Consider the following 23781-nt stretch of genomic DNA (forward strand, 5'->3'; position numbering starts at 1 on the left):
CGAGCGGCGAGCGGGGCTGGGGACGCGCAAGGGCGGCACCCCACCCGGATGCCGCCCTTCCGCGTCGCCGACTCGGCCGGATCAGCCGTTCGACATGCTCAATGTGCGCTTGTCCGCCTTGATGATGTGCTCGCGTTCCGATTCCGACAGCCCGCCCCAGATCCCGTACGGCTCGTGCACGGCGAGCGCGTGGTTCCGGCACATGGCCAGGACCGGGCAGGCCAGGCACACGGCTTTGGCCCTCGCCTCGCGTCGGGCTCTGGCCGGCCCGCGTTCGCCGTCAGGGTGAAAGAAGGACGCGCTGTCCATACCCCGACACGACCCTTCGAGCTGCCAGTCCCACACATCCGCGTTGGGTCCCGGGAGCCTGCGTGTGTCCGCCATCCTGACCGCCTCCGTCATCCGGTCGAAGCGTTTACCTGCTCTGCTGCGCTGCGGATACTCCATTCGGTGCAACGGCGGTAACGTTAGAAGCGCGCCAATACTTGTTCAAGAGATTCAAGACGATTCAGCCGTTAGGCATCCCCCGGATGTGTGAGCGGTACTTTCCGTTCCGGTTGCCCCCGTCCCTGCCTGCCTGGATATTGGGTCGAGTGGGATCTCGGATCAGCAGTGAAGAACCCACCCTGCCGGTGGCCTCGGTCGCTCGCCGGCTCGGGGTCGCACCGTCCACCCTTCGCACCTGGGACCGCAGATACGGCGTAGGACCGAGCCGTCACACCAACGGCCGCCACCGCCGCTACGGCAGCTCCGACATCGGACGTCTCGAACTGATGCAGCGCGCGTTGCTTCGCGGCGCCTCGACGGCCGAAGCGGCGAAGTACGCGCTCGAGCAGATGCCCCGGACCGCCACGGAGACCCCGGAATCCTCCGTGGTCCAAGTGGACGAGCAGGCCGTCACGCCGCCGGCCGACGATCACGACGTCCCGTCCCGCCTCGCCAGGCGCTTGAGCACGGCCGCGCTCGCGATGGACTTCGGCGCGGTCCAGCGCATGCTCGCCGACACGATCCGCGAGCTCGGCGTCCTGCCCGCCTGGACCGGTGTCGTCTCGCCGGTCCTGACAGCGCTGGGCGCACGCTGGCGCGGCGTCAGCGCCGGCGCGGAGGTCGAGTACCTGCTCGCCGAATGCGTGTACGCCGCCCTCGTCCGCGCGACGCCGGTCCTCCGCGAACCGCGCAACCAGCGACCGGTCCTGCTGACCTGCGTCCCGGACGAGCGCGACAACCTCCCGATGTACGCGCTCGCCGCGGCGCTCGGCGGCCGCCGGATCGGCGCCCAGCTGTTCGGCGCCTCCCTGCCCGCCGAAGTGCTCGCGGTGACGGTCCGTCGCAGCGTCCCGGCGGCGGTGGTGCTCTGGTCGGGGCGGCACGCGACAGCGGACCCGCGTCTGTTCGCCAGGGTGTCCCGAGGCCGTCAGCGCAGCAGGCTGTTCGCCTGCGGCCCGGGCTGGGATCCCGCCACCCTCCCGGACAAGATCGAACTGCTCGGCGAACTGTCGACGGCCGCCGACCGGATCGAGCACGTTCTTGTCGGTGCGAGGCGATAGAAAGGACCGATGGAAGAGTCCTTGCGGTCCGCCGCGTTCGGTGACGGCCTGCCGCCGCCGGACTCCTTCGCGGTGCCCGCGTCACCTCGTGGACGGCTGCTGGCCGCGATCGGGCTCGGCGCCCGCGGCCGGTACGCGGCGGCGGCCACGCTGCTGGCCGGATTGCGCACGAGCAAAGACCCGGTGCTCGCGTCGCTGGCCGCGAGCACGCTGGCGTCGCATCGGCGGCAGCTGGGTGGTCACGCGGCGGCCCTCGTCCTCGACGGCGAGGCGCTCGCGCTGGCGATCGCGGAGCCTGCGGGGGAGTCCGACATCGACGGCCTGGACGCGGAGGGGGCACGGGCGGACGCCCTCCTCGGTCTCGCGGCCGACAACCTCGGGCGCGGCAGGCTGGCCGCCGCCCGGCGGCTGCTGGCGCGGGCGGAGGCGCACACCGGCAACTGGCGTAGCCGGACCAGGGCCGGTTGGGTGGGCGCGGAAATCGAACTGGCGAGTAACATTTCCCGCGCGGCGATCGCACCTGCGGAAATGGCGCTGGAAACGGCGCAGGCCCGGGGCGCGTGCCGGCATGTCGTCAAATCGCGGCTTGTACTCGGCGTGACGATCGCGAATGGAAGTTCCGCTGACGGGGACCGCGCGAAAGCGCTGGTGGAGAGCGCGCGCGAAACCGCTGAGAAATACGAATTCAATTCACTTCTGTGGGTGGCGTGCCTGCTCGCGGCCGACCTCGGGGCAGGACACGCCGATGAGTATCGATTCAGAGGCGCCGAAGTGTTGCACGCAGTGTTACGGCACGCAGATCCTTGCGGGAGGTGGCTCGCCCGGCAATCTCCGTGGGTCCCCCGCTGAGGGCGTCTAGCCTGTTGGAGGGCCCATTCCGGCAACCGGGCTAAGAAACTTCAAAAAAAGCCACCGGATCGTGTCAAGGTTCGGGCTAAAGCGTCCGATAGGGGAAGTGGAATGTCACCCGGCTGCAGGAAGGAAACCCCGTGACGACGGTCTTGATCTGCGACGACCGACGCAGTGTCCGCGAAGGGCTCACTCGAGTGATGTCCGCGGTCCCAGGGGTCAGTCGCATCGACTGCGTAGCGCACGGTGACGAGCTGCTGGCCCGGTACTCCCGTCAGCCGGTCGACGTCGTGCTGGTCGGTACCCAGCGCGCTGTCCCGACTGGCGTCGAAGCCACCCGGCGGCTCGTCTCGGCGAACCCCCAAGCGAATGTGATCGTGTTCGGCGCCCCGGACGACGCGGGCAGCATCGCCGCCGCCATCGCCGGCGGAGCCCGCGGCTACCTGCGCTGGGACGCCTCGCGTCCCGAGCTGGTCGCCGCACTGGCGCACACCCTCGCCAGCACCTCGGTGCCGGCGCCGCGTCAGCCGTCCGACCCCGGCGTCCAGCTCACCGAGCGCGAGCTCCAGGTACTCCGCGGGATGAGCCAGGGCAAGAGCAACGGACAGATCGGCCGCGAGCTGTACCTGTCCGAAGACACCGTGAAGACGCACGCTCGCCGCTTGTTCCGCAAGCTCGGCGTGCGGGATCGCGCTCAGGCTGTCGCCCACGGATTCCGCCGTGGACTCGTTTCCTGACAACGCTTTCTTGATCTCGCTGGTGGGATCGCAAGACGGGTGACGAACGGGCCGGGGGAGTACCCCTGGCCCGTACCTGTGTTTCCCGTCACGCTTCGCGCTTTTATGCTTACAGCTCGGGCACTCTTGCCCGAGCGCGTCCGCCTACGGGTGGATCGTCGTACCCCACTGCGTTCCGGCTCGTCGAAATTTCGACCATGAGCGACGGGAACGGGTGAAGACCCGGGTTTCAGCGTGCTCGCCGGAGAGGCGGCGCGCCGATGACGGCCGTCAACCAAGGCGGCGGGCCCGAGCGGTACGGTAGCTGTCACCGGTAGTGGCCTCCGAAGTCACACGCCGGACTCTTTGCACGCCTATACGTAACACTGGGACTGTTGTCTGCGATGGCCAATGTGGGGGACGGACTGGATGAGCCGGTCGCCGCTGCTGTTGAGGGTGATCCTCAAGCGGTCGAGCGGTTGCTGGCGGCCATCCGTCCTTTGGTAGTGCGGTACTGCCGCGCTCGGGTTGGCAGGCAGGAGCGTTCGTTCGCTTCCGCAGACGACGTTGCTCAGGAGGTGTGTCTCGCGGTGCTCACGGCATTGCCTTCGTACCGTGATCAGGGCCGCCCATTCCTGGCCTTCGTCTACGGGATCGCCCAGCACAAGGTGGCCGACGCGCATCGCGCCGCGGCCCGTAACCGCGCCGAACCGGTCGCCGAAGTCCCCGACGAGGTCGAGGGCGGCGTCGGTCCCGAGCAGCGTGCTCTTCAGGGCGAGCTGAACGAGCGCATGTCGCAGCTGTTGCGGGTCCTTCCCGACAAGCAGCGTGAGATCGTGGTCCTGCGCGTGGTCGTGGGACTGTCCGCCGAGGAGACGGCCGAGGCCGTGGGGTCCACCCCCGGCGCCGTCCGGGTGGCCCAGCATCGCGCCTTGGCGCGCCTACGTAAGGTTCTGGCCGCTGAGGAGGTGATCTGAGTGACCGACCGCGACCATCGGTTCTCCCCTGGGACCGATCGTGAACTGACGGCCTTCGAGAGAGGGCTGACGTCCTCCGAAGCCGAGTTCGCCGCTGATCTGTCGGCCGTTCAGGCCGATGACGCACTGCTCGACGCCCTCGGTGGCTCGGATCCGAAGATGGCCGACGACCTCGGCGATCAAGAGCTCAACGCGCTGCTGCTGGCCTGGCGGCGTGACATCGACAGTGAACCGCTCGCGGAACTCGTCGACGTCGACACCGCCGTCGTCACCGTGAAGACAGCCGCGCTCGCCCGCAAACACGGGGGAAGACGCCGGCTGCTGGTCCCGGTGGCCGCAGCCGCGGCCGTCCTGGCCATCGCCTTCGCCGGTACCGGTCTCGCCGCGAAGGACGCGCAGCCTGGTGACACGCTCTGGGGACTGACGAAGGTGCTTTACGCCGACCACGCCCGGTCGGTCGAGGCCGCCGCGGCGGCCAAACTCGATCTGGAGAAGGCCAACCTCGCGCTCGCCGGTGGGCGCCTCGACGACGCGCGCAAGGCGCTCGACGAGGCACAGGCCGCGTTAAGCCAGGTGACCGACGACGAAAACCGCGACCAGCTGTTCGAGCAGCACCGCCAGCTGAGTGCCCAGCTGCAGAATCCCGGCCAGCAACCGTTGCCGCCGGATCAGCAGCCGCCCACGCAGACGCCGGTCGCGACGACCCCGCAGCCCACTCCGCAGCCGACCGCGCCGCCGACGTCGCTGCCCGGAGGCGGAAACCCTGGCACGAGCCTGCCGGGCACCACGACGCCCTCGCCGACTCCGCCGACCTCGACCAGTCAGCCGCAGCCGCCCACGACGTCGACGACGCCGCCGGCCTCGGGCAACGACCCCGGTGGTTCGCGTAACGAGCCGTCGCCGGGTGCCGGAGCGCAGGCGCCCGCCGTGGTCCAAGAGACGCAGTAACACCTCAGAACGCCGAAAGGGCCTGGTGAGATCTCTCTCACCAGGCCCTTTCGCTGTTTGTCTCAAAGCGCGTTTAGCGGGCTAAACGCGATCAGTAGGCGCTCTCGTTGGCCGTGACACCGTCCGCGAAGCCGCGGCAGTAGTCCCAGCTCACATAGTCACCGGGGTTCGGATCGAACGCGGGCTCGTGCGGCCGCATGCGGCCGTCGGCGAGCAGCTGCTCGAGACTGGCGCGCAGCAGATGCCAGTCGTGGTAGTGGGGTTCGTCGCATTCACCGCAGTCGACCACGATCCCGCGTACCCCGCGCGGTTCGAGAAGCGCCTGGTAGACGGCGAGATCGGAGAGGTCGGCCAGCAACTCGGTGCGCTCTTCGTCGCTGATCGGCTCGTCGAGCCGGTCGGCGTCGTCGATGAACGCGCGGGCCGGGTCGTCCGGGTCATCCGCGAACGGGTCTGGGGGCAACGCATCTTGCGGCACGTCTGCACGCTACCGGGCGCCCACCCGGGCCGGGCGGCCGCCCGGCCCGGATATCATGAGGGGCAGGCCCCCGCCGTGTTGTCACAAGCCACGGCGGTTCTCATTAGTCACCGCTAGGAAGGCCCTTCGCCTGCTATGACCAGCGACAGCGTCACCGCCCCCGTCCCGAGCAAGTTCGCCATGCTCGGGCTGACCTTCGACGACGTGCTGCTGCTGCCGGCCGAGTCCGACGTGGTGCCCAGTGCGGTCAGCACCCGCACCCGGCTCTCTCGCAACGTCACCCTGAACATCCCGCTGGTCTCCGCCGCCATGGACACGGTCACCGAAGGCCGCATGGCGATCGCCATGGCCCGCCAGGGCGGGATGGGCGTGCTGCAACGCAATCTGCCGATCGACGACCAGGCCGCCGCTGTCGAGGTCGTGAAGCGCTCCGAAGCGGGCATGGTTACCGACCCGGTCACGTGCTCGCCCGAGGACACCCTCGCCGAGGTCGACGCCCTGTGCGCGCGGTTTCGCATCTCCGGTGTGCCGGTGACGGACGCCGCCGGGTCGCTGGTGGGCATCATCACCAACCGCGACATGCGGTTCGAGGTCGACCACACCCGTGCGGTGCACGAGGTGATGACGAAGCTGCCGCTGGTCACCGCACAGGTCGGGGTCACCGCGGAGGCCGCGCTCGGGCTGCTGCGCCGCCACAAGATCGAGAAGCTGCCGATCGTCGACGGCGCGGGCAAGCTGCGCGGGCTGATCACGGTCAAGGACTTCGTCAAGACCGAGCAGTACCCCAATGCGTCCAAGGACACCAACGGCCGTCTGATCGTCGGTGCCGCCGTCGGTGTCGGGCCGGACGGGCACAAGCGCGCGATGGCGCTGGCCGACGCCGGGGTGGACGTGCTGATGGTGGACACCGCGCACGGGCACTCCCGCGCCGTCGTCGAGACCGTCGCGCTGCTGAAGAAGGAACTGGGCGAGACCGTCGACATCGTCGGCGGCAACGTCGCGACCCGGGCCGGCGCGCAGGCGCTGGTGGAGGCGGGCGCGGACGGGATCAAGGTCGGCGTCGGCCCCGGTTCCATCTGCACCACCCGCATCGTCGCCGGGGTCGGCGTCCCGCAGATCTCCGCGATCTACGAGGCCGACCAGGCGGCTCGCCCGGCCGGGATCCCGGTCATCGGCGACGGCGGCATCCAGTACTCGGGCGACATCGCGAAGGCGATCGCGTCCGGCGCGTCCACGGTGATGCTCGGCAGCCTGCTCGCGGGCACCGCCGAATCGCCCGGTGACCTGATCCTGGTCAACGGCAAGCAGTTCAAGACCTACCGCGGCATGGGCTCGCTGGGCGCCATGCAGTCGCGTGGCGAGGCGAAGTCCTACTCGAAGGACCGCTACGCGCAGGACGACGTGCTGAGCGAGGACAAGCTGGTCCCCGAGGGCATCGAGGGGCGGATCCCGTTCCGCGGGCCGCTCGCGAACGTCGTCCACCAGCTGGTGGGCGGTCTGCGGTCGGGCATGGGCTACGCGGGCGCGTCGACGATCCCCGAGCTGCAGGAGGCGCAGCTGGTGCGGATCACCGCCGCCGGGCTCAAGGAGAGCCACCCGCACGACATCACGATGACCGTCGAGGCGCCGAACTACACCACCCGTTAGTCCGCCCTTTAGGACACTTACCCATCCGGTTCCGTTCCCGGGAGACTTGGCCCGCTCATCAAGTCTCCTGGGAGGAACCGGATGTCTTTTTCGCCTGCGTCGCGCCGGACCGCGCTGGCCGTCTTCGCCGCGGCCGCTCTCGGGCTCGGCGGTGGGGTGGCGGCTTCGGCCGTCCCCAGCGCTTCGGCCGCGCCTGCCGCGCCTCAGTCCGTCGAGGCCGCCGGTCTCCAGGCGTCGCCGGGTGAGCTGTGGAAGCGCACCGAGCTGTACTTCGGCACGACGAAGCCGGGTGGTGGGGAGCTCACCGACGCCGAGTTCACCGCCTTCACCGACAAGGTCGTCACGCCGCGGTTCCCGGACGGGTTCACCGAGCTGACCGGGCGCGGCCAGTGGCGCGGTTCGGACGGGGTGATCTCGCGGGAGAAGTCGAAGGTGATCGTGGTCGTGTACCCGTTCAGCGACCGCGACGCGAACCGCGAGATCGAAGAGATCCGGACCGCCTACAAGGCCGCCTTCGCGCAGGAATCCGTCCTCCGGACCGACTCCGTGGAGAAGGTCTCCTTCTGACCCACCAGCCCCACGCGCCCCACCCGCGCGACTTTAGCCCGCTAAACGCGAAACGGGTGGGGCGAGTGGGGCTGGTGTGACTTCGGGCCCGGTTCGGGAGCCCCGTCGCAGGTCACCCACGCGGCCTAGCGACAATGGGGTGTAACGGTCGTCGGTGAGAAGGGACTTGACGTGCGGGATCTGGTCGAGATCGGCATGGGCCGCACCGCGCGGCGGGCGTATGACCTCGATGACGTGGAGATCGTGCCGTCGCGGCGCACCCGGTCGTCTTCGGTCGTGTCCACCGCGTGGCAGATCGACGCGTACCGGTTCGAGTTGCCGCTGGTCACGCACCCCACCGACGCGATCGTGTCGCCGGGAACCGCGGTGGCCGTCGGCGAGCTCGGCGGGCTGGGCGTCCTCAACGCCGAAGGGCTTTGGGCCCGGCACCCGAACGTCGAAGAGGCGATCTTCCGCCTCGTCCGGGCGGCCGAGGACACCGAGGACCCGACCGCGATCGTGCGTGAGCTGCAGGAATTGCACTCCGCCCCGATCCGGTTGGACCTGCTGACCGAGGCGATCAAGACCGTCCGCGAGTCCGGCGTCACCGTGGCCGCGCGGGTCAGCCCGCAGCACGCCGCCGAGCTCACGCCGGACCTGCTGGCGGCCGGCGTCGAGATCCTCGTCGTGCAGGGCACGATCATCTCCGCCGAGCACGTCCAGCGCGACGCCGAGCCGCTGGACCTGAAGGACTTCATCGGGCGCCTCGACGTCCCGGTGATCGCGGGCGGCGTCAGCGACTACCGCACCGCGATGCACCTGATGCGCACCGGCGCGGCCGGCGTCATCGTCGGGCACGGCGCGAGCCGCGGCGTGACGAGCACCGACAGCGTCCTCGGGATCGGGACGCCGATGGCGACCGCGATCGTCGACGCCGCCGCCGCGCGCCGTGACTACCTCGACGAGACCGGCGGCCGGTACGTGCACGTGCTCGCCGACGGCGGGATGAGCGTGTCCGGCGACATCGCCAAGGCCATCGCCTGCGGTGCCGACGCGGTGATGCTGGGCGCGCCGCTGGCCGCCGCCTCCGAGGCGCCGGGGCAGGGGCTCTACTGGACGTCGGCGGCAGCGCACCCGTCGCTGCCGCGTTCGCGCGTGGCGCTGGGGCCGGACTACGCCGTCGACCTCAAGACGCTGCTCTTCGGGCCGTCCTCGGACGCTGAGGGCGTCGTGAACCTCTTCGGCGCGCTTCGCCGCGCGATGGCGAAGACGGGCTACTCGGACCTGAAGGAGTTCCAGCGGGTGGGCCTGACCGTCCGCCGCTGACGCTCGCTTCGCCGGCCCGGATCGCGTTTAGCCCGCTAAACGCGATCCGGGCCGCTTTGCGCTCAGGAGTCCCAGTAGCCCCACGCGTCCCTCCTGTTTCGCGTTTAGCCCGCTAAAGTCGCGCGGCGGTCCTGGCCGCGCGGTCGATCTCCGCCCGCCGGGCTTCCCAGAAGGCCGCGTCCTTGCCGGGCGCATCGACGGTGCCGTCCAGTTGCTCCCGCAGGATGTCGGCGTGCCCGGCGTGCCGGTTGGTCTCGGTGAGGATGTGGACCAGGACGTTGAACAGCTTCACGTCGGGACGCGGCCACCAGGGCACATGGCCGGGCGCGTCGACGTCGAGCGCGGCGATGGTCGCGTCGGAGTGCGCCCAGACGCGCTGGTAGAAGCCGGTGATCTCCCCGCGGGTCTCGTGCTCGGTCGCCCACAAGTCGGTGCCGCGCTCGGGGACGGCCTCGGGGAACGGCCGGCCGAAGACCTCGCCGAAGTACCGGGCCTCCCACGTCGCCAGGTGCTTGACCAGGCCGAGCAGGTTGGTTCCGGTCGAAGTCAGGGGACGGCGGATGTCGTACTCGGACAATCCGTCGAGCTTCCGGAGCATCGCTTCGCGGATCTCTCGCAGGTCACTGTGCAGGTATTCCTTCGCGAAATCGTCGATCACCGGTCCGAGCATGCACCAGCCGGAAGGTAACCGGCGAGTAACTTACCTCTGGTCAGAAGGGGTGGCCGGGGTTACAGTCGAGGGTGTGACTGCCAGTAACACCACCACTGAAGACGACTTCGACTACGACGTGATCGTCGTCGGTTCCGGGTTCGGCGGCAGTGTCGCTGCCCTCCGGCTGACCGAGAAGGGCTACCGCGTCGCCGTCATCGAGGCGGGCCGCCGCTTCGCCGACGACGAGTTCGCGAAGACGTCCTGGGACCTTCGCCGCTACGTCTGGGCACCCCAGGTCGGCTGCTTCGGCATCCAGCGCATCCACATGCTCAAGGACGTCATGGTGCTCGCCGGCGCGGGCGTCGGCGGCGGCTCGCTGGTCTACGCGAACACGCTGTACCGCCCGCTGAAGCCGTTCTACGTCGACCCGCAGTGGTCCCACATCACCGACTGGGAGTCCGAACTCGGCCCACACTACGACCAGGCCAGCCGCATGCTGGGCGTCGTCACCAACCCCAGCGTCACGCCGTCGGACGTCGTGATGAAGGGCGTCGCGGAGGACATGGGCGTCCCCGGCTCGTACCACCCGACGCCGGTCGGCGTGTACTTCGGCAAGCCGGGGGAGCGCAGCGAGGACCCGTACTTCGGTGGCGCGGGCCCGGCGCGCACCGGCTGCACCGAATGCGGCGCCTGCATGACCGGCTGCCGCGTCGGCGCCAAGAACACGCTGGTCAAGAACTACCTCTACCTCGCGGAGAAGGACGGTGCCCAGGTCATTCCCCTCACCACCGTGAGCGCGATTAGCCCGCTAAACGCAGGTGGGTACGAGGTGAGCATCAAGAAGACCGGGACCACGTCGCGGAAGTTCCGGCACAAGCTCACCGCCGCGCAGGTGGTGCTCGCCGCCGGCACGTGGGGCACGCAGAACCTGCTCCACACCATGCGCGACACCGCCAAGCTGCCGAAGCTCTCGCCGCGCCTCGGCGAGCTGACGCGGACCAACTCCGAGGCCATCATCGGCGCCGCCCGCACCTCGGTCGACGAGGACCGGAACTTCAGCCGCGGCGTCGCGATCACGTCGTCGATCCACCCCGACGACAACACGCACATCGAGCCCGTCCGCTACGGCAAGGGCAGCAACGCGATGAGCCTGCTCCAGACCATCGCCACTGAAGGCGATTCGGCGGTGCCGCGCTGGCGCCAGGCCGTGAACTTCATGCTCAAGCACCCGGTCCAGACGGTGAAGCTGCTCAACGGCTACCGCTGGAGCGAACGCACGGTGATCCTGCTGGTGATGCAGAGCCTCGACAACTCCATCACCACCTACACCAAGCCCGGCCTCTTCGGCCGCCGCAAGTACACCTCCAAACAGGGGCACGGCGAGCCGAACCCCAGCTTCATCCCCGCCGGGCACGAGGCCAACCTCCGCACCGCCGAGCGCATCGGCGGGATGGCGGGCGGCACGTGGGGCGAGATCTTCGACATCCCGCTGACGGCGCACTTCATCGGCGGCGCCCCGATCGGGACCGCGCCCGAAAACGGCGTGATCGACCCGTACCACCGGGTCTTCAACTATCCCGGCCTGTCCATTGTGGATGGTTCGGCGATCACGGCGAACCTCGGCGTGAACCCCTCGCTGACCATCACCGCGCAAGCCGAGCGGGCGTTCTCGCTGTGGCCCAACAAGGGCGAAAAGGACAATCGGCCGCCGCAGGACTCGGCGTACTCCCGCCTGGAGCCGATCGCGCCCAAGAATCCCTCGGTTCCGGCGGACGCGCCCGCCGCGCTTCGGCGGTAAGTTGGGGATGTGACCGCCGCCGAACGCGCCCACGTCCTGCTCGAACGCGTCCGTGCCCTGCACGAAGAATGGGCGAGGGTGGTGCGCGCGCTCGACGAGGACGCCGTGCACGCCCCCAGCGCCTTGTCCGGCTGGACGCGGGCGCATCTGCTCTCGCACGTCGCGCGTAACGCGGACGGCCTCGGCAACCTGCTGACCTGGGCGAAGACCGGCGTCGAGACACCGATGTACGCCACGGCCACAGCTCGCGACGCGGGTATCGAGGCCGGAGCCGACCGCTCCGCCGCGGTGATCATCGCCGATGTCGTGGACTCCGGCGAGCGATTCTCGGACCTGGCCGCGTCCCTGCCGGACGAGGCGTGGGCCGGTGCGGCGCGTGACAGGCAGGGCAGGCCGGTCACCGGTGAGAAAGTGCTGCGCAAGCGGCTGGCCGAAACCTCGATCCACCTCGTCGATTTGGACTTCGGTTACGACTTCGACCGGGTCTCCGGGCTGCTCGGACGGGAGTTCGAGGTCGTGGTGAGCAGTGCCATCGCCTCGTACGGCGAAGGGCTGCCCGCTGTCCTCCTGGTCGCCGTCGACGGCGACGGGACGCGGCACGAGTGGCGGATGGGCGAAGGCGATCCGGCCAAGGTGACCGGCACCCCCGGTGCCGTCCTGGCCTGGATCACCGGCCGCGGTGACGGGTCCACTTTGGACGGCGAAGTGCCACCGCTGCCGCATTGGCTCTAAGGAATCCGTAAGCCTTCGGGGGCTTTCCCCGGACGGCCGCCGGTGCTGTCCTTGACCGATGGACTACGACTTCAGCGGGCTCAAGGCCCTGTTCGTGAACTGCACCCTGAAGAGATCCCCGGAGAAGAGCAACACCGACGGCCTCATCGCGATCAGCCGCGACATCTTGGTCAAACACGGTGTCGAGGTCTCCGTGCTCCGGGCCGCGGACCACGACATCGCGACAGGCGTCTGGCCCGACATGACCGAGCACGGCGCCGCGTCCGACGCCTGGCCGGAGCTCTACCGGCAGGTGATGGAGGCGCAGATCCTGGTCCTCTGCGGGCCCATTTGGCTCGGTGACAACAGTTCGGTGATGAAACGTGTCATCGAGCGGCTCTACGCCTGTTCGTCACTGCTGAACGACGCCGGTCAGTACGCCTACTACGGCCGCGTCGGCGGCTGCCTGATCACCGGGAACGAAGATGGCATCAAGCACTGCGCGATGAACGTGCTCTACAGCCTGCAGCATCTGGGCTACACCATCCCGCCGCAGGCGGACGCGGGCTGGATCGGTGAGGCGGGTCCGGGTCCGTCCTATCTGGACGAGGGCTCAGGTGGGCCGGAGAACGATTTCACCAACCGGAACACCACCTTCATGACCTGGAATCTGCTGCATCTGGCCTCCATGCTGCACCGGGCGGGCGGTATTCCCGCGTACGGGAATCAGCGATCGGAATGGGACGCGGGCAGCCGCTTCGACTTCGAGAACCCCGAGTACCGCTGACTCGGCCGGGTGATCCTCGCAACCTCGCCATGGCCCGCACGTCTTCACAAGTATGAAGTTGGGGCGAAGGAACTTTCTCAAGCTCGCCGGCGCGACCGCGGTCGGGGCGGCCGCGACGGCGTGTTCCGCCGCACCTCCAGTGCAAGCGCCCACGTCGGCCCCCGGTGTGTCTCTGCCGCCGAGCACCAGTGTCGCGCCGCCGTCCGGTCCGCCGGACTGGGCCGCGTTGCGGAACAAGGTCTCCCTGCTCTTGCCGGGGGATTCCGGGTATGACAGCGCCAAACGTGTGTTCAATCCGGCTTTCGACGGGCTCAAACCCGCCGCGATAGCGAAATGCGCCAAACCGGAAGACGTGCAGGCCGCTGTCGAAGCGGCGGCGAAGCGAGTCCCGATAGCCGCTCGTAGCGGCGGCCACAGCTACGCCGGCTATTCGGTTCCCGACGGCGGCTTGATGATCGATCTCGGCGGAATGTCCTCAGTGGACGTTCAAGGAGAGCAGGTCGTGATCGGCGCGGGCGCGAAACTGAAGGACGTCTACGCCGAACTCGGTGGCGCTGGGCGTTGCCTGCCCGCGGGATCCTGCCCCAGCGTCGGGATCGCCGGGCTGACCCTCGGCGGCGGAATCGGTGTCCTCGCCCGAAAGTACGGACTCACCTGTGACCACTTGGTGTCCGCGCGGGTCGTCACGGCGGACGGGAAACTCCGCACGGCGTCGGCGGATTCCGAACCCGAGTTGTTCTGGGCGTTGCGTGGCGGTGGTGGCGGCAACTTCGGTGTCGTCACCTCGTTCACTTTCCGGACCGACCCGTCGCCTTCGGTCGTTTCGGTGTTCTCCCTGCGTTTCCCGGCGGGCAGCGCGAACGACGTCCTCGCCGAGTGGCAGCGCTGGCTGCCCGAAGCCCCGCCGGAGCTGTGGGCGAACGTGGTGTTGTCAGGCGGGTCTCCGGTCGGCGCGAGGATTTCCGGTTGCTATGTCGGTGACACCGCTTCGCTCGCCAAGGTGCTGGACAGGTTGACCGGCAAGGTCAACGGGACGCGGACGGTGAAGCAACTCGACTATCTCGGTGCCATGAAGTACTTCTCCGGTAGTGAGAGCCGGCAGTCCTTTGCGGCCTCGTCGCGAATCCTCGGCGAGCCGGCGGACCCCGCGAAACTGACGTCGATCCTGGACGGCAGGCGCGGCATGGACCTTCTGGTCGATGGCCTCGGCGGCGCCGTCGCCGACGTCGCGCCGGACGCCACCGCGTTCTGGCATCGGAAGGCGATCGGCAGTGTGCAGATCTACAGCCAGGTGGATGCCCGTAATCGTTCCGTGGCAACGGATTCCGTCGCGGAAGTGGTGACGGGCATCGGGTTGGGCGGGGGCTATGTCAATTACATCGACCCCGCCCTGCCCGACTGGATGACGGCCTACTACGGCGACAACGCCACCCGGCTCAAGCGGGTGGCGAAGACCTACGACCCGGACAAGGTGTTCGGGTTCGCGCAGGCCGTCACTCCGGCTTAAAGGTCGATGCCGGTGAAGACAGTGACCCGTTCTTCGGTGAGGTCGTGCATCGCGGCGAGAACACCTTCGCGGCCGACGCCCGATCCCTTGACGCCGCCGTAAGGCATCTGGTCGGCGCGGTAGGACGGGACATCGCCGATGATCACTCCGCCGACTTCGAGTTCTGTCGAGGCGTAGAAGGCGAGATGCACGTCGCGGGTGAACACCCCGGCCTGCAAGCCGTACGCGGATTCGTTGACCGACGCGAAAGCCTCGTCGACACCCTCCACAATGGACACTGCGAGTACCGGGCCGAAGATTTCCTCCGACCAGGCCTTTGTGGACGGTGGGACGTCGGTGAGCACGGTCGGCTCCACGGTCGCGCCGTCCCGTTTGCCGCCGGTGAGGATCTTCGCGCCCGCGGCGACGGCCTCGTCGATCCAGGCCACGATCCGCTCCGCGGCGGCTTCGTCGACGACCGGTCCCACATCGGTGTTCTTGTCGTACGGGTCGCCGGTTTGCTGCGACTGCACGGCTTCCACCAAGGCGGGCACGAATTCCTCGGCGACCTCGCGTTCGACGATGACCCGCTGCACGGCGATGCAGGACTGCCCGGCCTGGTAGTTGCCGAAGGTCGCGATGCGGTGCGCGGCGCCTTCGGGATCCGGCCAGTCCCGGAGCACGACGGCGGCCGCGTTACCGCCGAGTTCGAGCACGACGTGTTTGCGCGGCGCGGAGTCGGCGATCGACCACCCGACCGGACCCGATCCGGTGAACGACACGACCGGCAGGCGCGGGTCCGCGACCAGTGCGGAGGTCTCGTCGTTGCCGAGCGGCAGCACCGAGAACGCGCCTTCCGGCAGGTCCGTCTCGGCCAGGATCTCGCCGAGGATCAAGGCGGCCAGCGGCGTGCGCGGCGCGGGTTTGACGATGATCGGCGCACCGACCGCCAGCGACGGCGCGACCTTGTGCGCCACCAGGTTCAGCGGGAAGTTGAACGGCGCGATGCCCAGTACCGGGCCGCGCGGGACGCGGCGCGTGAGGGCCAGCCTGCCCTCGCCCGCAGGATCTGTGTCCAGGCGTTGGAGGTCGCCGCTGAACCGGCGGGCCTCTTCGGCGGCGATCCGGAACACCGACACCGCCCGCCGCACCTCGGCGTCGGCCCACTTGAGCGGCTTGCCGTTCTCGGCGGTGATGACCTCGGCGATCTCCTCGGCCCGGCCGGCGATCACCCGCGAAACGTGGTCGAGCGCCGCGGCGCGGCTGTGCGCCGAGGACCGGCGGAACTCCTTCGCGACACTCGCCGCCGCGCTCACCGCTCGTTCGACCTGCTCCGGACCGGGCACCGCGACGGTGGCGACTTCGCTCCCGTCATAAGGGTGGTGCACGGTGAGCGTCGAAGCGCCCTGCTCAGGGCGGCCGGCGATCCAGGCGGGACGCGGCTCGGGGGTGATCATGTCCATGGTTGACAAGGTATTCCAGTCAGGGCTTGACGAGCACCTTGAGCGCTTCGCGGTCCGCCATCGCGCGGTAACCGTCGGGCACCTCTTCCAGCCCGATGGTCCGGTCGAACACCTTGCCCGGCTGGTACTTGCCCTCGACGACGTCGTCGAGCAGTTCGGGGATGTAGTGGCGAGCCGGAGCGACCCCGCCGGTGACGGTGATGTTCCGTCGGAAGAGTGACGGGCCGATCGGGCCCTCGGCGTACTGCGGCAGTCCGACGCGGCTGACCGTGCCGCCGGGACGGACCGCGCCGACGCCCATCTCGAAGGCGGGCTTCGTGCCGACGCATTCGAGGACGGTGTGCGTGCCTTCGCCGTTCGTCAGCTCTCGAACCTTCTCGATGCCTTCGTTACCGCGCTCGGAGACGACGTCGGTGGCGCCGAACTCGCGGCCGAGGTCCGTGCGGGACTGGTGACGGCCCATCAGGAGAATGCGCTCGGCGCCGAGTCGCTTCGCGGCGAGGACCGCGGAGAGGCCGACGGCGCCGTCGCCGATGACGGTGACCGTGGTGCGCTCGTTCACGCCCGCCTTGACCGCGGCGTGGTGGCCGGTCGGGAACACGTCGGAGAGCGTGAGGAGCGAGGCGAGCAGGTCGTCGTCCTCGGTGTGCGGCAGTTTCACCAGGGTGCCGTCGGCCTGCGGGACGCGGACGGCCTCGCCCTGACCGGCGTCGACGCCCTTCGCGCCCCAGTGCCCGCCGTGCAGGCAGGAGGTGTGGAGGCCTTCGCGGCAGAACTGGCAGGTGTTGTCGGAGTAGACGAACGGCGCGACGACGAGGTCGCCGGTTTTGAGCGTGGTGACGTCGGCGCCGACGGCCTCGACGACGCCGAGGAATTCGTGACCGATCCGGACGCCGCGCTCGCGCGCGGGCATGCTGCCGTACGGCCAGAGGTCGCTGCCGCAGATGCACGCTCGGACTACGCGGAGGAGGGCGTCGGTGGGTTCGCTCAGCTTCGGGTCCGGGACGGTCTCGACGCGTACGTCGCCGGCGCCGTAGATGACAGTCGCTCGCAAGACGGGTCCTTTCCTGGGCTGGCCCCAGTATGGGCGCGTCGCGTTTAGCCCGCTAAACGCGATCTCGGACGGGGGATCGCGATTAGGGGGCGAAACGCGACGCGGGCCGGGACCTGCGTTTCGCGGGCTAATCGCGACGCGGGCCGGGACTTGCGTTTAGCCCCCTAATCGCGACGCGCGTGGAGGTCCCGCAGGAGGAGGACCTCGGCGCCGTGGTGGATGGCCTCCCGGTTGATGTGCAGGACGAGCGTCGCGAGCGGGTACTCGGCGTACGGGCCTTCGGCCTCGCCGCAGGGGCTTTCGAGGCCTTCGTCGGTCAGGTCGCGGACGCCGTCGCGCCAACGCGCGTACGCGTCGTCGAGCTGCTCCAGCGCTTCCTTGGCCGAAGCCGCGTAGGGGAAGGTCTGGTAGTCGACGGGCGGGCCGCCGAAATGCGACGCGGTCCGCATCGCGAAGACGCCGACGATGATGTGGGCGAGACGCCAGGCGATGGTCGTGACCGGCGGCGGCGACGGCTCCGGATACGCCCAGTCGATCATGAGCTTGCCCGTCTCGTCCGGCCGGATCGTCCAGCAGTCCTCGGCGGGTTCCCAGAAGTATTCGTCGTCGCCGAGGGTGTCCAGCCGGGGCCGGAGGTGCCGCGTCCAGTGCCAGTCGAGCTGTTCGGAGAGTTCCTTGCTCCAGTCGATGCCCATGCCTTCGGACGGTAGGCCGCGTCGCGGTCAGCCGCTGTCCTGAATCGTGAGGGGGTTGGCGGCGGGGTGACCGGGCCCACCTGGGACGATGGTGGGGAAGCGTACTGCTCTGATCTGGAGGTTTCAGGTGCCCAGTCCCACCGGTCCGGTACTCGTCGTGGACTTCGGGGCGCAGTACGCGCAACTGATCGCGCGCCGCGTGCGCGAGGCGCAGGTGTACTCCGAGGTCGTCCCGCACACCGCCACCGCCGAGGACATCCTCGCCAAGGATCCCGCCGCGATCATTCTTTCCGGCGGTCCTTCCAGCGTGTACGCGGAGAACGCCCCCGCTCTCGCCCCCGGCCTGGTCGACGCGGGTGTGCCGATCCTCGGGATCTGCTACGGCCACCAGGTCCTCGCGCAGGCTCTCGGCGGCACGGTCGAGCCGACCGGGATCCGCGAGTTCGGCCGCACCGAGGTCCGCGTCGCCGGTGAGGGCGGCGTCCTGCACGCCGGTCTCCCGAGCAGCCAGCCCGCGTGGATGAGCCACAACGACAGCGTCACCAAGGCCCCCGAAGGCGCCACCGTGACCGCGTCGAGCAACGGTGCCGCCGTCGCCGGGTTCGAAGACGTCGAGCGCCGCTTCGCCGGCGTCCAGTACCACCCCGAGGTGCACCACTCGCCGCACGGCCAGGAGGTGCTTCGCCGCTTCCTGCACGACATCGCGGGCATCAAGCCGCAGTGGACGACGTCGTCCATCGTCGACGACCAGGTCAAGCGCATCGCTGACCAGGTCGGCGACGGCCGCGCGATCTGCGGGCTCTCCGGCGGTGTCGACTCGGCCGTGGCCGCCGCGCTCGTCCAGCGCGCCATCGGTGACCGGCTGACCTGCGTGTTCGTCGACCACGGTCTGCTGCGTTCCGGTGAGCGCACCCAGGTCGAACGCGACTTCGTCGCCGCGACCGGGGTCAACCTGGTGACCGTCGACGCGCGTGAGCGGTTCCTCGACGCGCTGGCCGGGGTCACCGACCCCGAGGAGAAGCGCAAGATCATCGGCCGCGAGTTCATCCGCGTGTTCGAGCAGGCCGAACGTGACCTCAAAGCCGAGGGCGACTACAAGTTCCTGGTCCAGGGCACGCTGTACCCGGACGTCGTCGAATCCGGCGGCGGCGAGGGCGCGGCGAACATCAAGAGCCACCACAACGTCGGCGGGCTGCCCGACGACCTGCAGTTCGAGCTCGTCGAGCCGCTGCGCCTGCTGTTCAAGGACGAGGTGCGGCGCGTCGGGCTGGAGCTCGGGCTGCCGGAGACGATCGTGCAGCGGCAGCCGTTCCCGGGGCCGGGACTCGGCATCCGGATCATCGGCGCCGTCGACGCCGAGCGGCTCGAGACGCTGCGCGCGGCGGACGCCATCGCGCGCGAGGAACTCACCGCGGCCGGGCTGGACGGCGAGATCTGGCAGTGCCCGGTGGTGCTGCTGGCCGACGTCCGCAGCGTGGGTGTTCAGGGCGACGGGCGGACCTACGGGCACCCGATCGTGCTGCGGCCGGTGTCGTCCGAGGACGCGATGACCGCGGACTGGACGCGGCTGCCGTACGAGGTGCTGGAGAAGATCTCGACCCGCATCACCAACGAGGTCGCCGAGGTGAACCGGGTGGTCCTGGACGTCACGTCCAAGCCGCCGGGCACCATCGAGTGGGAGTGACCCGCCCCCGCTCCGACCTGCGTTTAGCCCGCTAATCGCGATCTGGCGCCGCCGCGCACCTTGGCGACCGGGATCGCGTTTAGCGGGCTAAACGCGATCCGGTGGCCCGGGCACCTGAGCGAGCCCGGAGCGACTTTAGCCCGCTAATCGCGATCCGGTGGGCGCCTGAGCAGGAGGGCGCCCGGATCGCGATTAGGGGGCTAAACGCAGGTCGGCCGGGGTGGGAGCAAGGCGAAGGCCCCGGCGAGGGGCCGGGGCCTTCGGAGTGGGGTGGAGCGTGAGCGCGGCCGCTAGCGGCGGCTCTTGCGCAGCGAAGCGGCGAGCAGCATGACGCCGACGAAGATCGCCCCGCCCGCCATGACCCATCGGAAGTCGAACCGCGGGAGCCACGAGGCGCCGTCCGAGAGGACGTAACCCGACACCAGCAGCGTCGCGATCCCGAAGATCAGGGTGATGGCGTCCACCCCGCGCTTCGCAGGCTGAGCCGCCTGGGTCTGCGTGCTGTCGTAGTCGTCGTAATCAGCCACGACGCACCTCCACGTTTCCGACACCGTTCTTGACCTTCAGAGTGATCTTCTGCCCGCTGTCTCCCGCCGAGGTGAAGTCGATCGCGTCCTCGCCGACCCCTGAGCGCGACTGGCCGAGGCAGTCGACGTCGCCCGCACCCGTCTCGCAGGAGACCTTCACTTCGGCACCCGCCGGCACGAGCACCGTCGAGTTGCCCGCCCCGCTGGAGACCTTCGTGGACACCGACGCTCCCGCCGGCAGCTTGGTCAAGTCGACGTCGATGTCACCCGCCGAACGGTGGTACTCCGGAAGCACCTCGGACACCTGACTCGGCGTGGCCCGCAGGTCCCCGAGACCGCCCTTCACCGAGATGTTCTCGAACGGGATAGTGGTCAGCGCCATCCCGACGATCGCCAGCGGCACCGCCAGCCCGATCAGCCCGCGACCACCCCGCACGAACGAACCGGCCACCAGCCCGATGCCGACCACACCCAGGGTGAGCCCGACGACGTGCTGCATGGTGAACCACGGTTCGCCGTCCAGGCCGAGGACGGTGCCGACACCGCCGACCAGCACGGCGAGCCCGAAGGTCGCGGCGCCGATCTTCGACTTGCGACCGCGAGGCGCCGGCGGCGCGGGAGGCGGCGGAGGAGTCTGCGGCGGCAGGCCGCCCGACGGCGAAGCGTTCGGCAGGTCCCAAGCGGACGGGTCGGCCGCGAGCGGGTCCCAGCCGCCCTCGGTCGCCGTCGAGGTGGCGGACGCGGACGCCGACGCCATCGAGAACGCGGCGGCGGGCTGAGCCGGCGTGGGCATCACAGGCCGGTTGAACTGTCCGCGATTGCGGTGCAGCAGGTACAGCGCGACAGCCATCAGCGCGAAGCCGATCAGCCCGGTGCCGTCCGCCATCCAGCCGCCGCTCAAGGTCCAGGTGAGACCGGGGAACAGCAGGATCAGCAGCAGCACCGCGAACGCGGGCGAGCTCGACGCGCGCCCCCGGCCGATCAGGCCCTCGAACGCGGAAACGGCGTCGCCCTCCTGCGGCAGGAACAACCAGCCCAGCAGATAGACGAAGACGCCGAACCCGCCGAACACGGTCGCGGCGACCAGCGCGACGCGGACCACGGTCGGGTCGATGCCGTACCGGTAGCCGATACCGGCGGCGACACCGGCGAACTTACGGCCGTGTACCGGGCGGACCGGCCTGCTCCGCCAGAAATCCTTGACCGTCTCTTCGAAGCCGGCCGCGGGGCCTCGCTTCGGAACGTGTGTCTCACTCCCACTCATGCCACAAAGAATGCGCCCCGACGACCCCTGCCACATCCGGGAACGTCCCTGAGGTTTCCCCCAGCGGGAAGAGTCAGGGGTTTCCCCGATGGATCAGTGCGGGACTCCGTGTGACCATGGAGAACGTGCAGGAATCCGCCCCGACCGACCTCGCCGACCAGGTGAAGCCGACCATCATCGAGCGCCCTCCGGTGCCCGTGCCCGGCAGCCTGTCCCCGGCACCGTTCGAGCCGCCCAAGATGTACCGCCGCCGCTCCGGCCGCGCCATCGCGGGTGTCGCCGGCGGCCTCGCCGACCACCTCGGCGTCAAGGTGCTCTGGGTCCGGACCGCGTTCGCGCTGCTGGCCGCGCTGAACGGCGCCGGTCTGCTCGCGTACGGCCTGCTCTGGGTGTTCGTCCAGCAGCAGTCCGGTGAGGTCGAGCCGGAGAAGTCCGCGCCCAAGGAGAAGCAGCAGGCTTTCGGCCTGATGGCGCTGGGTGTCGGCCTCGCCGTCGCCAGCGGAACGCTGACCGGACTGATCAGCGGCTGGGTCGCCATCCCGCTGGCGCTGGCGATGATCGGTGCGGCGGTCGTCTGGCGGGAGGCCGACGAGTCGCAGCGACGGCGCTGGCGGGTCAGCGCCAAGGGCGGCGTGGCCACGGCGTTCCTCGGCGGCGGGGGCTGGTCGGCCGCGATCCGCGTGGTCGCCGGTGTCGCGCTGGTGATGACCGGGATCGGCGTCGTCGTCCTGGAGAGCGGCAGCATCGACCAGGTCAAGTTCGCGCTGGTCGCCGTGATCGCGACGCTGATCGGGGTGGCCGTGCTGACCGTCCCGTTCTGGCTGCGTCTGGTCCGCGACCTGTCCGACGAGCGCACCGCCCGTATCCGCACCGACGAACGCGCGGAGATCGCCGCGCACCTGCACGACTCGGTGCTCCAGACTCTCGCGCTGATCCAGAAACAGTCGGAATCGCCACGGGAGGTCGCCAGGCTCGCGCGCGGGCAGGAACGCGAGCTGCGCGGCTGGCTGTACGGGCCTTCGGGGTACGGCAAGAGCAAGAAAACCGAGGAAGAGGCCGTCAGCGGACAGCTGTCCGAGGTGCTCGCGGCCGCGTGCGGCGAAGTCGAGGACGCGTTCGCGATCTCGGTGCAGCAGGTCGTCGTGGGGGAGGCGACGCTGAACGAGCCGCTGACCGCGCTGGTCCAGGCGGCGCGCGAAGCGATCGTCAACGCCGCGAAGCACGCGGGTGTCGACGAGGTCAGCGTGTACGCCGAGGTCGAGCCGACCGCGGTGACGGTTTTCGTGCGGGACAGGGGCAAGGGTTTCGACCCCGACGTCGTGCCGAGCGACCGGCACGGTCTCGCCGATTCCATCCGGGGGCGGATGGAACGGCACGGAGGGAAGCTGAAACTTCGTACCGCACCGGGTGAAGGAACCGAGGTCCAGCTGGAGATGCCGGTCAAGGCGGGGAAGGGCGCGGCGTGAGGTCGCTATGCTCATCGGACAGGGCGAGCGAGGGAGCATCGTGACGGAGAACCAGCAGACGCGGGAGCCGGTCAAGGTCTTCCTCGTCGACGACCACGCGCTCTTCCGGGCCGGCGTGCGCACCGAACTGGACTCGATCACCGAGGACGTCCGCGTGGTCGGCGAGGCGGGTTCGGTCGCCGAGGCGGTCGCGGGGATCGCCCGGACCAAACCGCAGGTCGTCCTGCTCGACGTGCACATGCCGGACGGCGGCGGCGCCGAGGTGCTGCGCCGGGTCCGGCCGGAACTGCCGGACGTCGTGTTCCTCGCGCTGTCGGTCTCCGACGCCGCGGAGGATGTGATCGCCGTGATCCGGGCCGGGGCGCGCGGCTACGTCACGAAGACGATCTCGTCGAAGGAACTCGTTCGCGCCGTCGTGCGGGTCTCGGACGGCGACGCGGTGTTCTCGCCGCGGCTGGCCGGGTTCGTGCTCGACGCGTTCGCCGACCGGCCGGGTTCCGCGCCGATCAGCGACCCGGATCTGGACCTGCTGACGCCGCGGGAACGCGACGTGCTGCGGCTGCTCGCGCGCGGCTACGCGTACAAGGAGATCGCGTCCGAGCTGTTCATCTCGGTGAAGACCGTCGAGACGCACGTGTCGAGCGTGCTGCGGAAGACGCAGCTTTCGAACCGGTACGAGCTTTCGCGGTGGGCTTCGGATCGGCGTCTCGTCTAGGTGGCACCGGTTCTCATCGGCCTGGTGGCCGTGTTCTTCCTGGGCATGGGGCTGCTCGGGCTCGTCGATCCGCGGCGGCTGATCCGGCCGTTCGGGATCACGCTGGACTCCGCGACGGCGCGGACCGAGGTGCGCGCGGTTTACGGCGGCTTCGGGGTGGCTGTCGCGGTGCTGCTCGCGTTCGCGGCTTTCGACGTCGGCGGGATCCAGCGTGGCGCCGCGATCGCCGTGGCCGTCGCGCTCGTCGGGATGGCCTTCGGGCGGTTGGTCGCGCGGTTCACGGAACGGCCCGAGGGGTTCTATCCGAGCTGGCTCTACTTCTGGGTCGAGCTGGTGATGGCCGCCCTGCTCGTCGTGTCCGCCCTCTGACGCGCGTCGACTTTAGCGGGCTAAACGCGATCCGGTCGGCCCCCAGGCCCCACCGCGTCGCGATTAGCCCGCGAAA

Annotated in this window: 24 protein-coding genes; 16 read left to right on the forward strand and 8 right to left on the reverse strand. The window is 69.6% G+C overall.

Annotation, left to right across the window (positions count from 1 at the left end):
• Window positions 1-81: 81 nt before the first annotated feature.
• A complete protein-coding gene (locus CFP71_RS36190; protein WP_007031108.1) occupies window positions 82-402 on the reverse strand; it encodes a WhiB family transcriptional regulator in 321 nt (106 codons plus the stop codon).
• A gap of 230 nt (window positions 403-632) precedes the next feature.
• Here CFP71_RS36190 and CFP71_RS36195 point away from each other — a divergent pair, with 230 nt between their 5' ends.
• From CFP71_RS36195 to CFP71_RS36215, 5 genes are all read left to right on the forward strand, one after another.
• Window positions 633-1547, forward strand: a complete 915-nt coding sequence (locus tag CFP71_RS36195; protein WP_208636117.1) for a MerR family transcriptional regulator — start codon at window positions 633-635, stop codon at window positions 1545-1547.
• A 9-nt stretch (window positions 1548-1556) separates the two neighbouring features.
• The gene (locus CFP71_RS36200; RefSeq protein WP_093938448.1) at window positions 1557-2396 is read left to right on the forward strand and encodes a hypothetical protein; all 840 of its coding nucleotides are present in this window, start codon (window positions 1557-1559) and stop codon (window positions 2394-2396) included.
• Between the two features lie 140 nt (window positions 2397-2536).
• Window positions 2537-3133 (forward strand): response regulator transcription factor, encoded by a 597-nt coding sequence (locus CFP71_RS36205; protein ID WP_003073605.1) that lies wholly within the window; start codon window positions 2537-2539, stop codon window positions 3131-3133.
• Between the two features lie 383 nt (window positions 3134-3516).
• On the forward strand, window positions 3517-4089 hold the full coding sequence (locus tag CFP71_RS36210; RefSeq protein ID WP_026467317.1) for a sigma-70 family RNA polymerase sigma factor: 573 nt from the start codon (window positions 3517-3519) through the stop codon (window positions 4087-4089).
• A complete protein-coding gene (locus tag CFP71_RS36215) occupies window positions 4090-5037 on the forward strand; it encodes an anti-sigma-D factor RsdA (RefSeq protein WP_208636114.1) in 948 nt (315 codons plus the stop codon). It abuts the gene before it with no gap.
• Window positions 5038-5128: 91 nt separating this feature from the next.
• Here the strand turns inward: CFP71_RS36215 and CFP71_RS36220 are convergent, their stop codons facing one another.
• Window positions 5129-5515, reverse strand: a complete 387-nt coding sequence (locus CFP71_RS36220) for a DUF5319 domain-containing protein (protein WP_005166667.1) — start codon at window positions 5513-5515, stop codon at window positions 5129-5131.
• 135 nt (window positions 5516-5650) lie between these two features.
• Between CFP71_RS36220 and guaB the strand changes: the two genes are divergently transcribed.
• The 3 genes from guaB to CFP71_RS36235 all read left to right on the forward strand — a co-directional run bounded on the left by guaB (window position 5651) and on the right by CFP71_RS36235 (window position 9034).
• Window positions 5651-7162 carry an IMP dehydrogenase gene (gene guaB, locus CFP71_RS36225; protein ID WP_093938449.1) on the forward strand — a complete coding sequence of 504 codons (1512 nt, stop codon included), beginning with the start codon at window positions 5651-5653 and terminating at the stop codon, window positions 7160-7162.
• 81 nt (window positions 7163-7243) lie between these two features.
• Complete coding sequence (locus tag CFP71_RS36230) at window positions 7244-7729, forward strand: DUF3574 domain-containing protein (RefSeq protein ID WP_093938450.1); 486 nt, start codon at window positions 7244-7246, stop codon at window positions 7727-7729.
• 171 nt (window positions 7730-7900) lie between these two features.
• Window positions 7901-9034 carry a GuaB3 family IMP dehydrogenase-related protein gene (locus CFP71_RS36235; RefSeq protein WP_005166670.1) on the forward strand — a complete coding sequence of 378 codons (1134 nt, stop codon included), beginning with the start codon at window positions 7901-7903 and terminating at the stop codon, window positions 9032-9034.
• Between the two features lie 112 nt (window positions 9035-9146).
• On the opposite strand, the gene CFP71_RS36240 is transcribed toward CFP71_RS36235, so the two are convergent.
• Window positions 9147-9704 carry a DinB family protein gene (locus tag CFP71_RS36240; RefSeq protein ID WP_167406392.1) on the reverse strand — a complete coding sequence of 186 codons (558 nt, stop codon included), beginning with the start codon at window positions 9702-9704 and terminating at the stop codon, window positions 9147-9149.
• Between the two features lie 73 nt (window positions 9705-9777).
• Between CFP71_RS36240 and CFP71_RS36245 the strand changes: the two genes are divergently transcribed.
• The 4 genes from CFP71_RS36245 to CFP71_RS36260 all read left to right on the forward strand — a co-directional run bounded on the left by CFP71_RS36245 (window position 9778) and on the right by CFP71_RS36260 (window position 14489).
• Entirely contained in the window at window positions 9778-11484 is a 1707-nt protein-coding gene (locus tag CFP71_RS36245; protein ID WP_093938451.1) for a GMC oxidoreductase, read from the forward strand.
• A 9-nt stretch (window positions 11485-11493) separates the two neighbouring features.
• Window positions 11494-12216: a maleylpyruvate isomerase N-terminal domain-containing protein gene (locus CFP71_RS36250; protein WP_093938452.1), complete on the forward strand. Its 723-nt coding sequence runs from the start codon at window positions 11494-11496 to the stop codon at window positions 12214-12216.
• Window positions 12217-12274: 58 nt separating this feature from the next.
• Complete coding sequence (locus CFP71_RS36255) at window positions 12275-12982, forward strand: flavodoxin family protein (protein ID WP_093938453.1); 708 nt, start codon at window positions 12275-12277, stop codon at window positions 12980-12982.
• 172 nt (window positions 12983-13154) lie between these two features.
• Window positions 13155-14489: an FAD-binding oxidoreductase gene (locus CFP71_RS36260; RefSeq protein WP_093938464.1), complete on the forward strand. Its 1335-nt coding sequence runs from the start codon at window positions 13155-13157 to the stop codon at window positions 14487-14489.
• Here CFP71_RS36260 and CFP71_RS36265 read toward each other — a convergent pair.
• From CFP71_RS36265 to CFP71_RS36275, 3 genes are all read right to left on the reverse strand, one after another.
• Window positions 14486-15931, reverse strand: coding sequence for an aldehyde dehydrogenase family protein (locus CFP71_RS36265; protein ID WP_093938454.1), 1446 nt, complete (start codon window positions 15929-15931; stop codon window positions 14486-14488). The genes CFP71_RS36260 and CFP71_RS36265 overlap by 4 nt on opposite strands.
• A 19-nt stretch (window positions 15932-15950) precedes the next feature.
• Window positions 15951-16985, reverse strand: coding sequence for a zinc-dependent alcohol dehydrogenase family protein (locus tag CFP71_RS36270; protein ID WP_093938455.1), 1035 nt, complete (start codon window positions 16983-16985; stop codon window positions 15951-15953).
• Window positions 16986-17149: 164 nt separating this feature from the next.
• A complete protein-coding gene (locus tag CFP71_RS36275) occupies window positions 17150-17680 on the reverse strand; it encodes a DinB family protein (RefSeq protein WP_208636115.1) in 531 nt (176 codons plus the stop codon).
• Between the two features lie 127 nt (window positions 17681-17807).
• Here CFP71_RS36275 and guaA point away from each other — a divergent pair, with 127 nt between their 5' ends.
• On the forward strand, window positions 17808-19364 hold the full coding sequence (guaA, locus tag CFP71_RS36280) for a glutamine-hydrolyzing GMP synthase (RefSeq protein WP_093938456.1): 1557 nt from the start codon (window positions 17808-17810) through the stop codon (window positions 19362-19364).
• Window positions 19365-19654: 290 nt separating this feature from the next.
• Here guaA and CFP71_RS36285 read toward each other — a convergent pair whose 3' ends face one another.
• A complete protein-coding gene (locus CFP71_RS36285) occupies window positions 19655-19891 on the reverse strand; it encodes a hypothetical protein (RefSeq protein WP_093938457.1) in 237 nt (78 codons plus the stop codon).
• Window positions 19884-21155: a PspC domain-containing protein gene (locus CFP71_RS36290; RefSeq protein ID WP_093938458.1), complete on the reverse strand. Its 1272-nt coding sequence runs from the start codon at window positions 21153-21155 to the stop codon at window positions 19884-19886. Before CFP71_RS36290 ends, CFP71_RS36285 begins: the two co-directional genes overlap by 8 nt.
• A 110-nt stretch (window positions 21156-21265) precedes the next feature.
• Between CFP71_RS36290 and CFP71_RS36295 the strand changes: the two genes are divergently transcribed.
• Genes CFP71_RS36295 through CFP71_RS36305 form a run of 3 tightly spaced genes read left to right on the forward strand, consistent with a single transcriptional unit; the run spans window position 21266 to window position 23705 of the window.
• Entirely contained in the window at window positions 21266-22621 is a 1356-nt protein-coding gene (locus CFP71_RS36295) for an ATP-binding protein (RefSeq protein WP_093938459.1), read from the forward strand.
• Between the two features lie 7 nt (window positions 22622-22628).
• On the forward strand, window positions 22629-23336 hold the full coding sequence (locus CFP71_RS36300) for a response regulator (protein ID WP_093938460.1): 708 nt from the start codon (window positions 22629-22631) through the stop codon (window positions 23334-23336).
• A complete protein-coding gene (locus tag CFP71_RS36305) occupies window positions 23337-23705 on the forward strand; it encodes a DUF4345 family protein (protein ID WP_093938461.1) in 369 nt (122 codons plus the stop codon).
• Window positions 23706-23781 lie beyond the last annotated feature (76 nt).

The organism is Amycolatopsis thailandensis (assembly GCF_002234405.1).
Classification (GTDB): Bacteria; Actinomycetota; Actinomycetes; order Mycobacteriales; family Pseudonocardiaceae; genus Amycolatopsis; species Amycolatopsis thailandensis.

Excerpts from the sequence above, each read along its gene's own strand:
- CFP71_RS36240 (WP_167406392.1), bottom strand. The coding sequence starts at position 9,704 with ATGCTCGGACCGGTGATCGACGATTTCGCGAAGGAATACCTGCACAGT.
- CFP71_RS36255 (WP_093938453.1), top strand. The coding sequence starts at position 12,275 with ATGGACTACGACTTCAGCGGGCTCAAGGCCCTGTTCGTGAACTGCACC.
- CFP71_RS36190 (WP_007031108.1), bottom strand. The coding sequence starts at position 402 with ATGACGGAGGCGGTCAGGATGGCGGACACACGCAGGCTCCCGGGACCC.
- CFP71_RS36265 (WP_093938454.1), bottom strand. The coding sequence starts at position 15,931 with ATGGACATGATCACCCCCGAGCCGCGTCCCGCCTGGATCGCCGGCCGC.
- CFP71_RS36210 (WP_026467317.1), top strand. The coding sequence starts at position 3,517 with ATGGCCAATGTGGGGGACGGACTGGATGAGCCGGTCGCCGCTGCTGTT.
- CFP71_RS36200 (WP_093938448.1), top strand. The coding sequence starts at position 1,557 with ATGGAAGAGTCCTTGCGGTCCGCCGCGTTCGGTGACGGCCTGCCGCCG.
- guaB (WP_093938449.1), top strand. The coding sequence starts at position 5,651 with ATGACCAGCGACAGCGTCACCGCCCCCGTCCCGAGCAAGTTCGCCATG.
- CFP71_RS36300 (WP_093938460.1), top strand. The coding sequence starts at position 22,629 with ATGCTCATCGGACAGGGCGAGCGAGGGAGCATCGTGACGGAGAACCAG.
- CFP71_RS36290 (WP_093938458.1), bottom strand. The coding sequence starts at position 21,155 with ATGAGTGGGAGTGAGACACACGTTCCGAAGCGAGGCCCCGCGGCCGGC.
- CFP71_RS36275 (WP_208636115.1), bottom strand. The coding sequence starts at position 17,680 with ATGGGCATCGACTGGAGCAAGGAACTCTCCGAACAGCTCGACTGGCAC.
- CFP71_RS36230 (WP_093938450.1), top strand. The coding sequence starts at position 7,244 with ATGTCTTTTTCGCCTGCGTCGCGCCGGACCGCGCTGGCCGTCTTCGCC.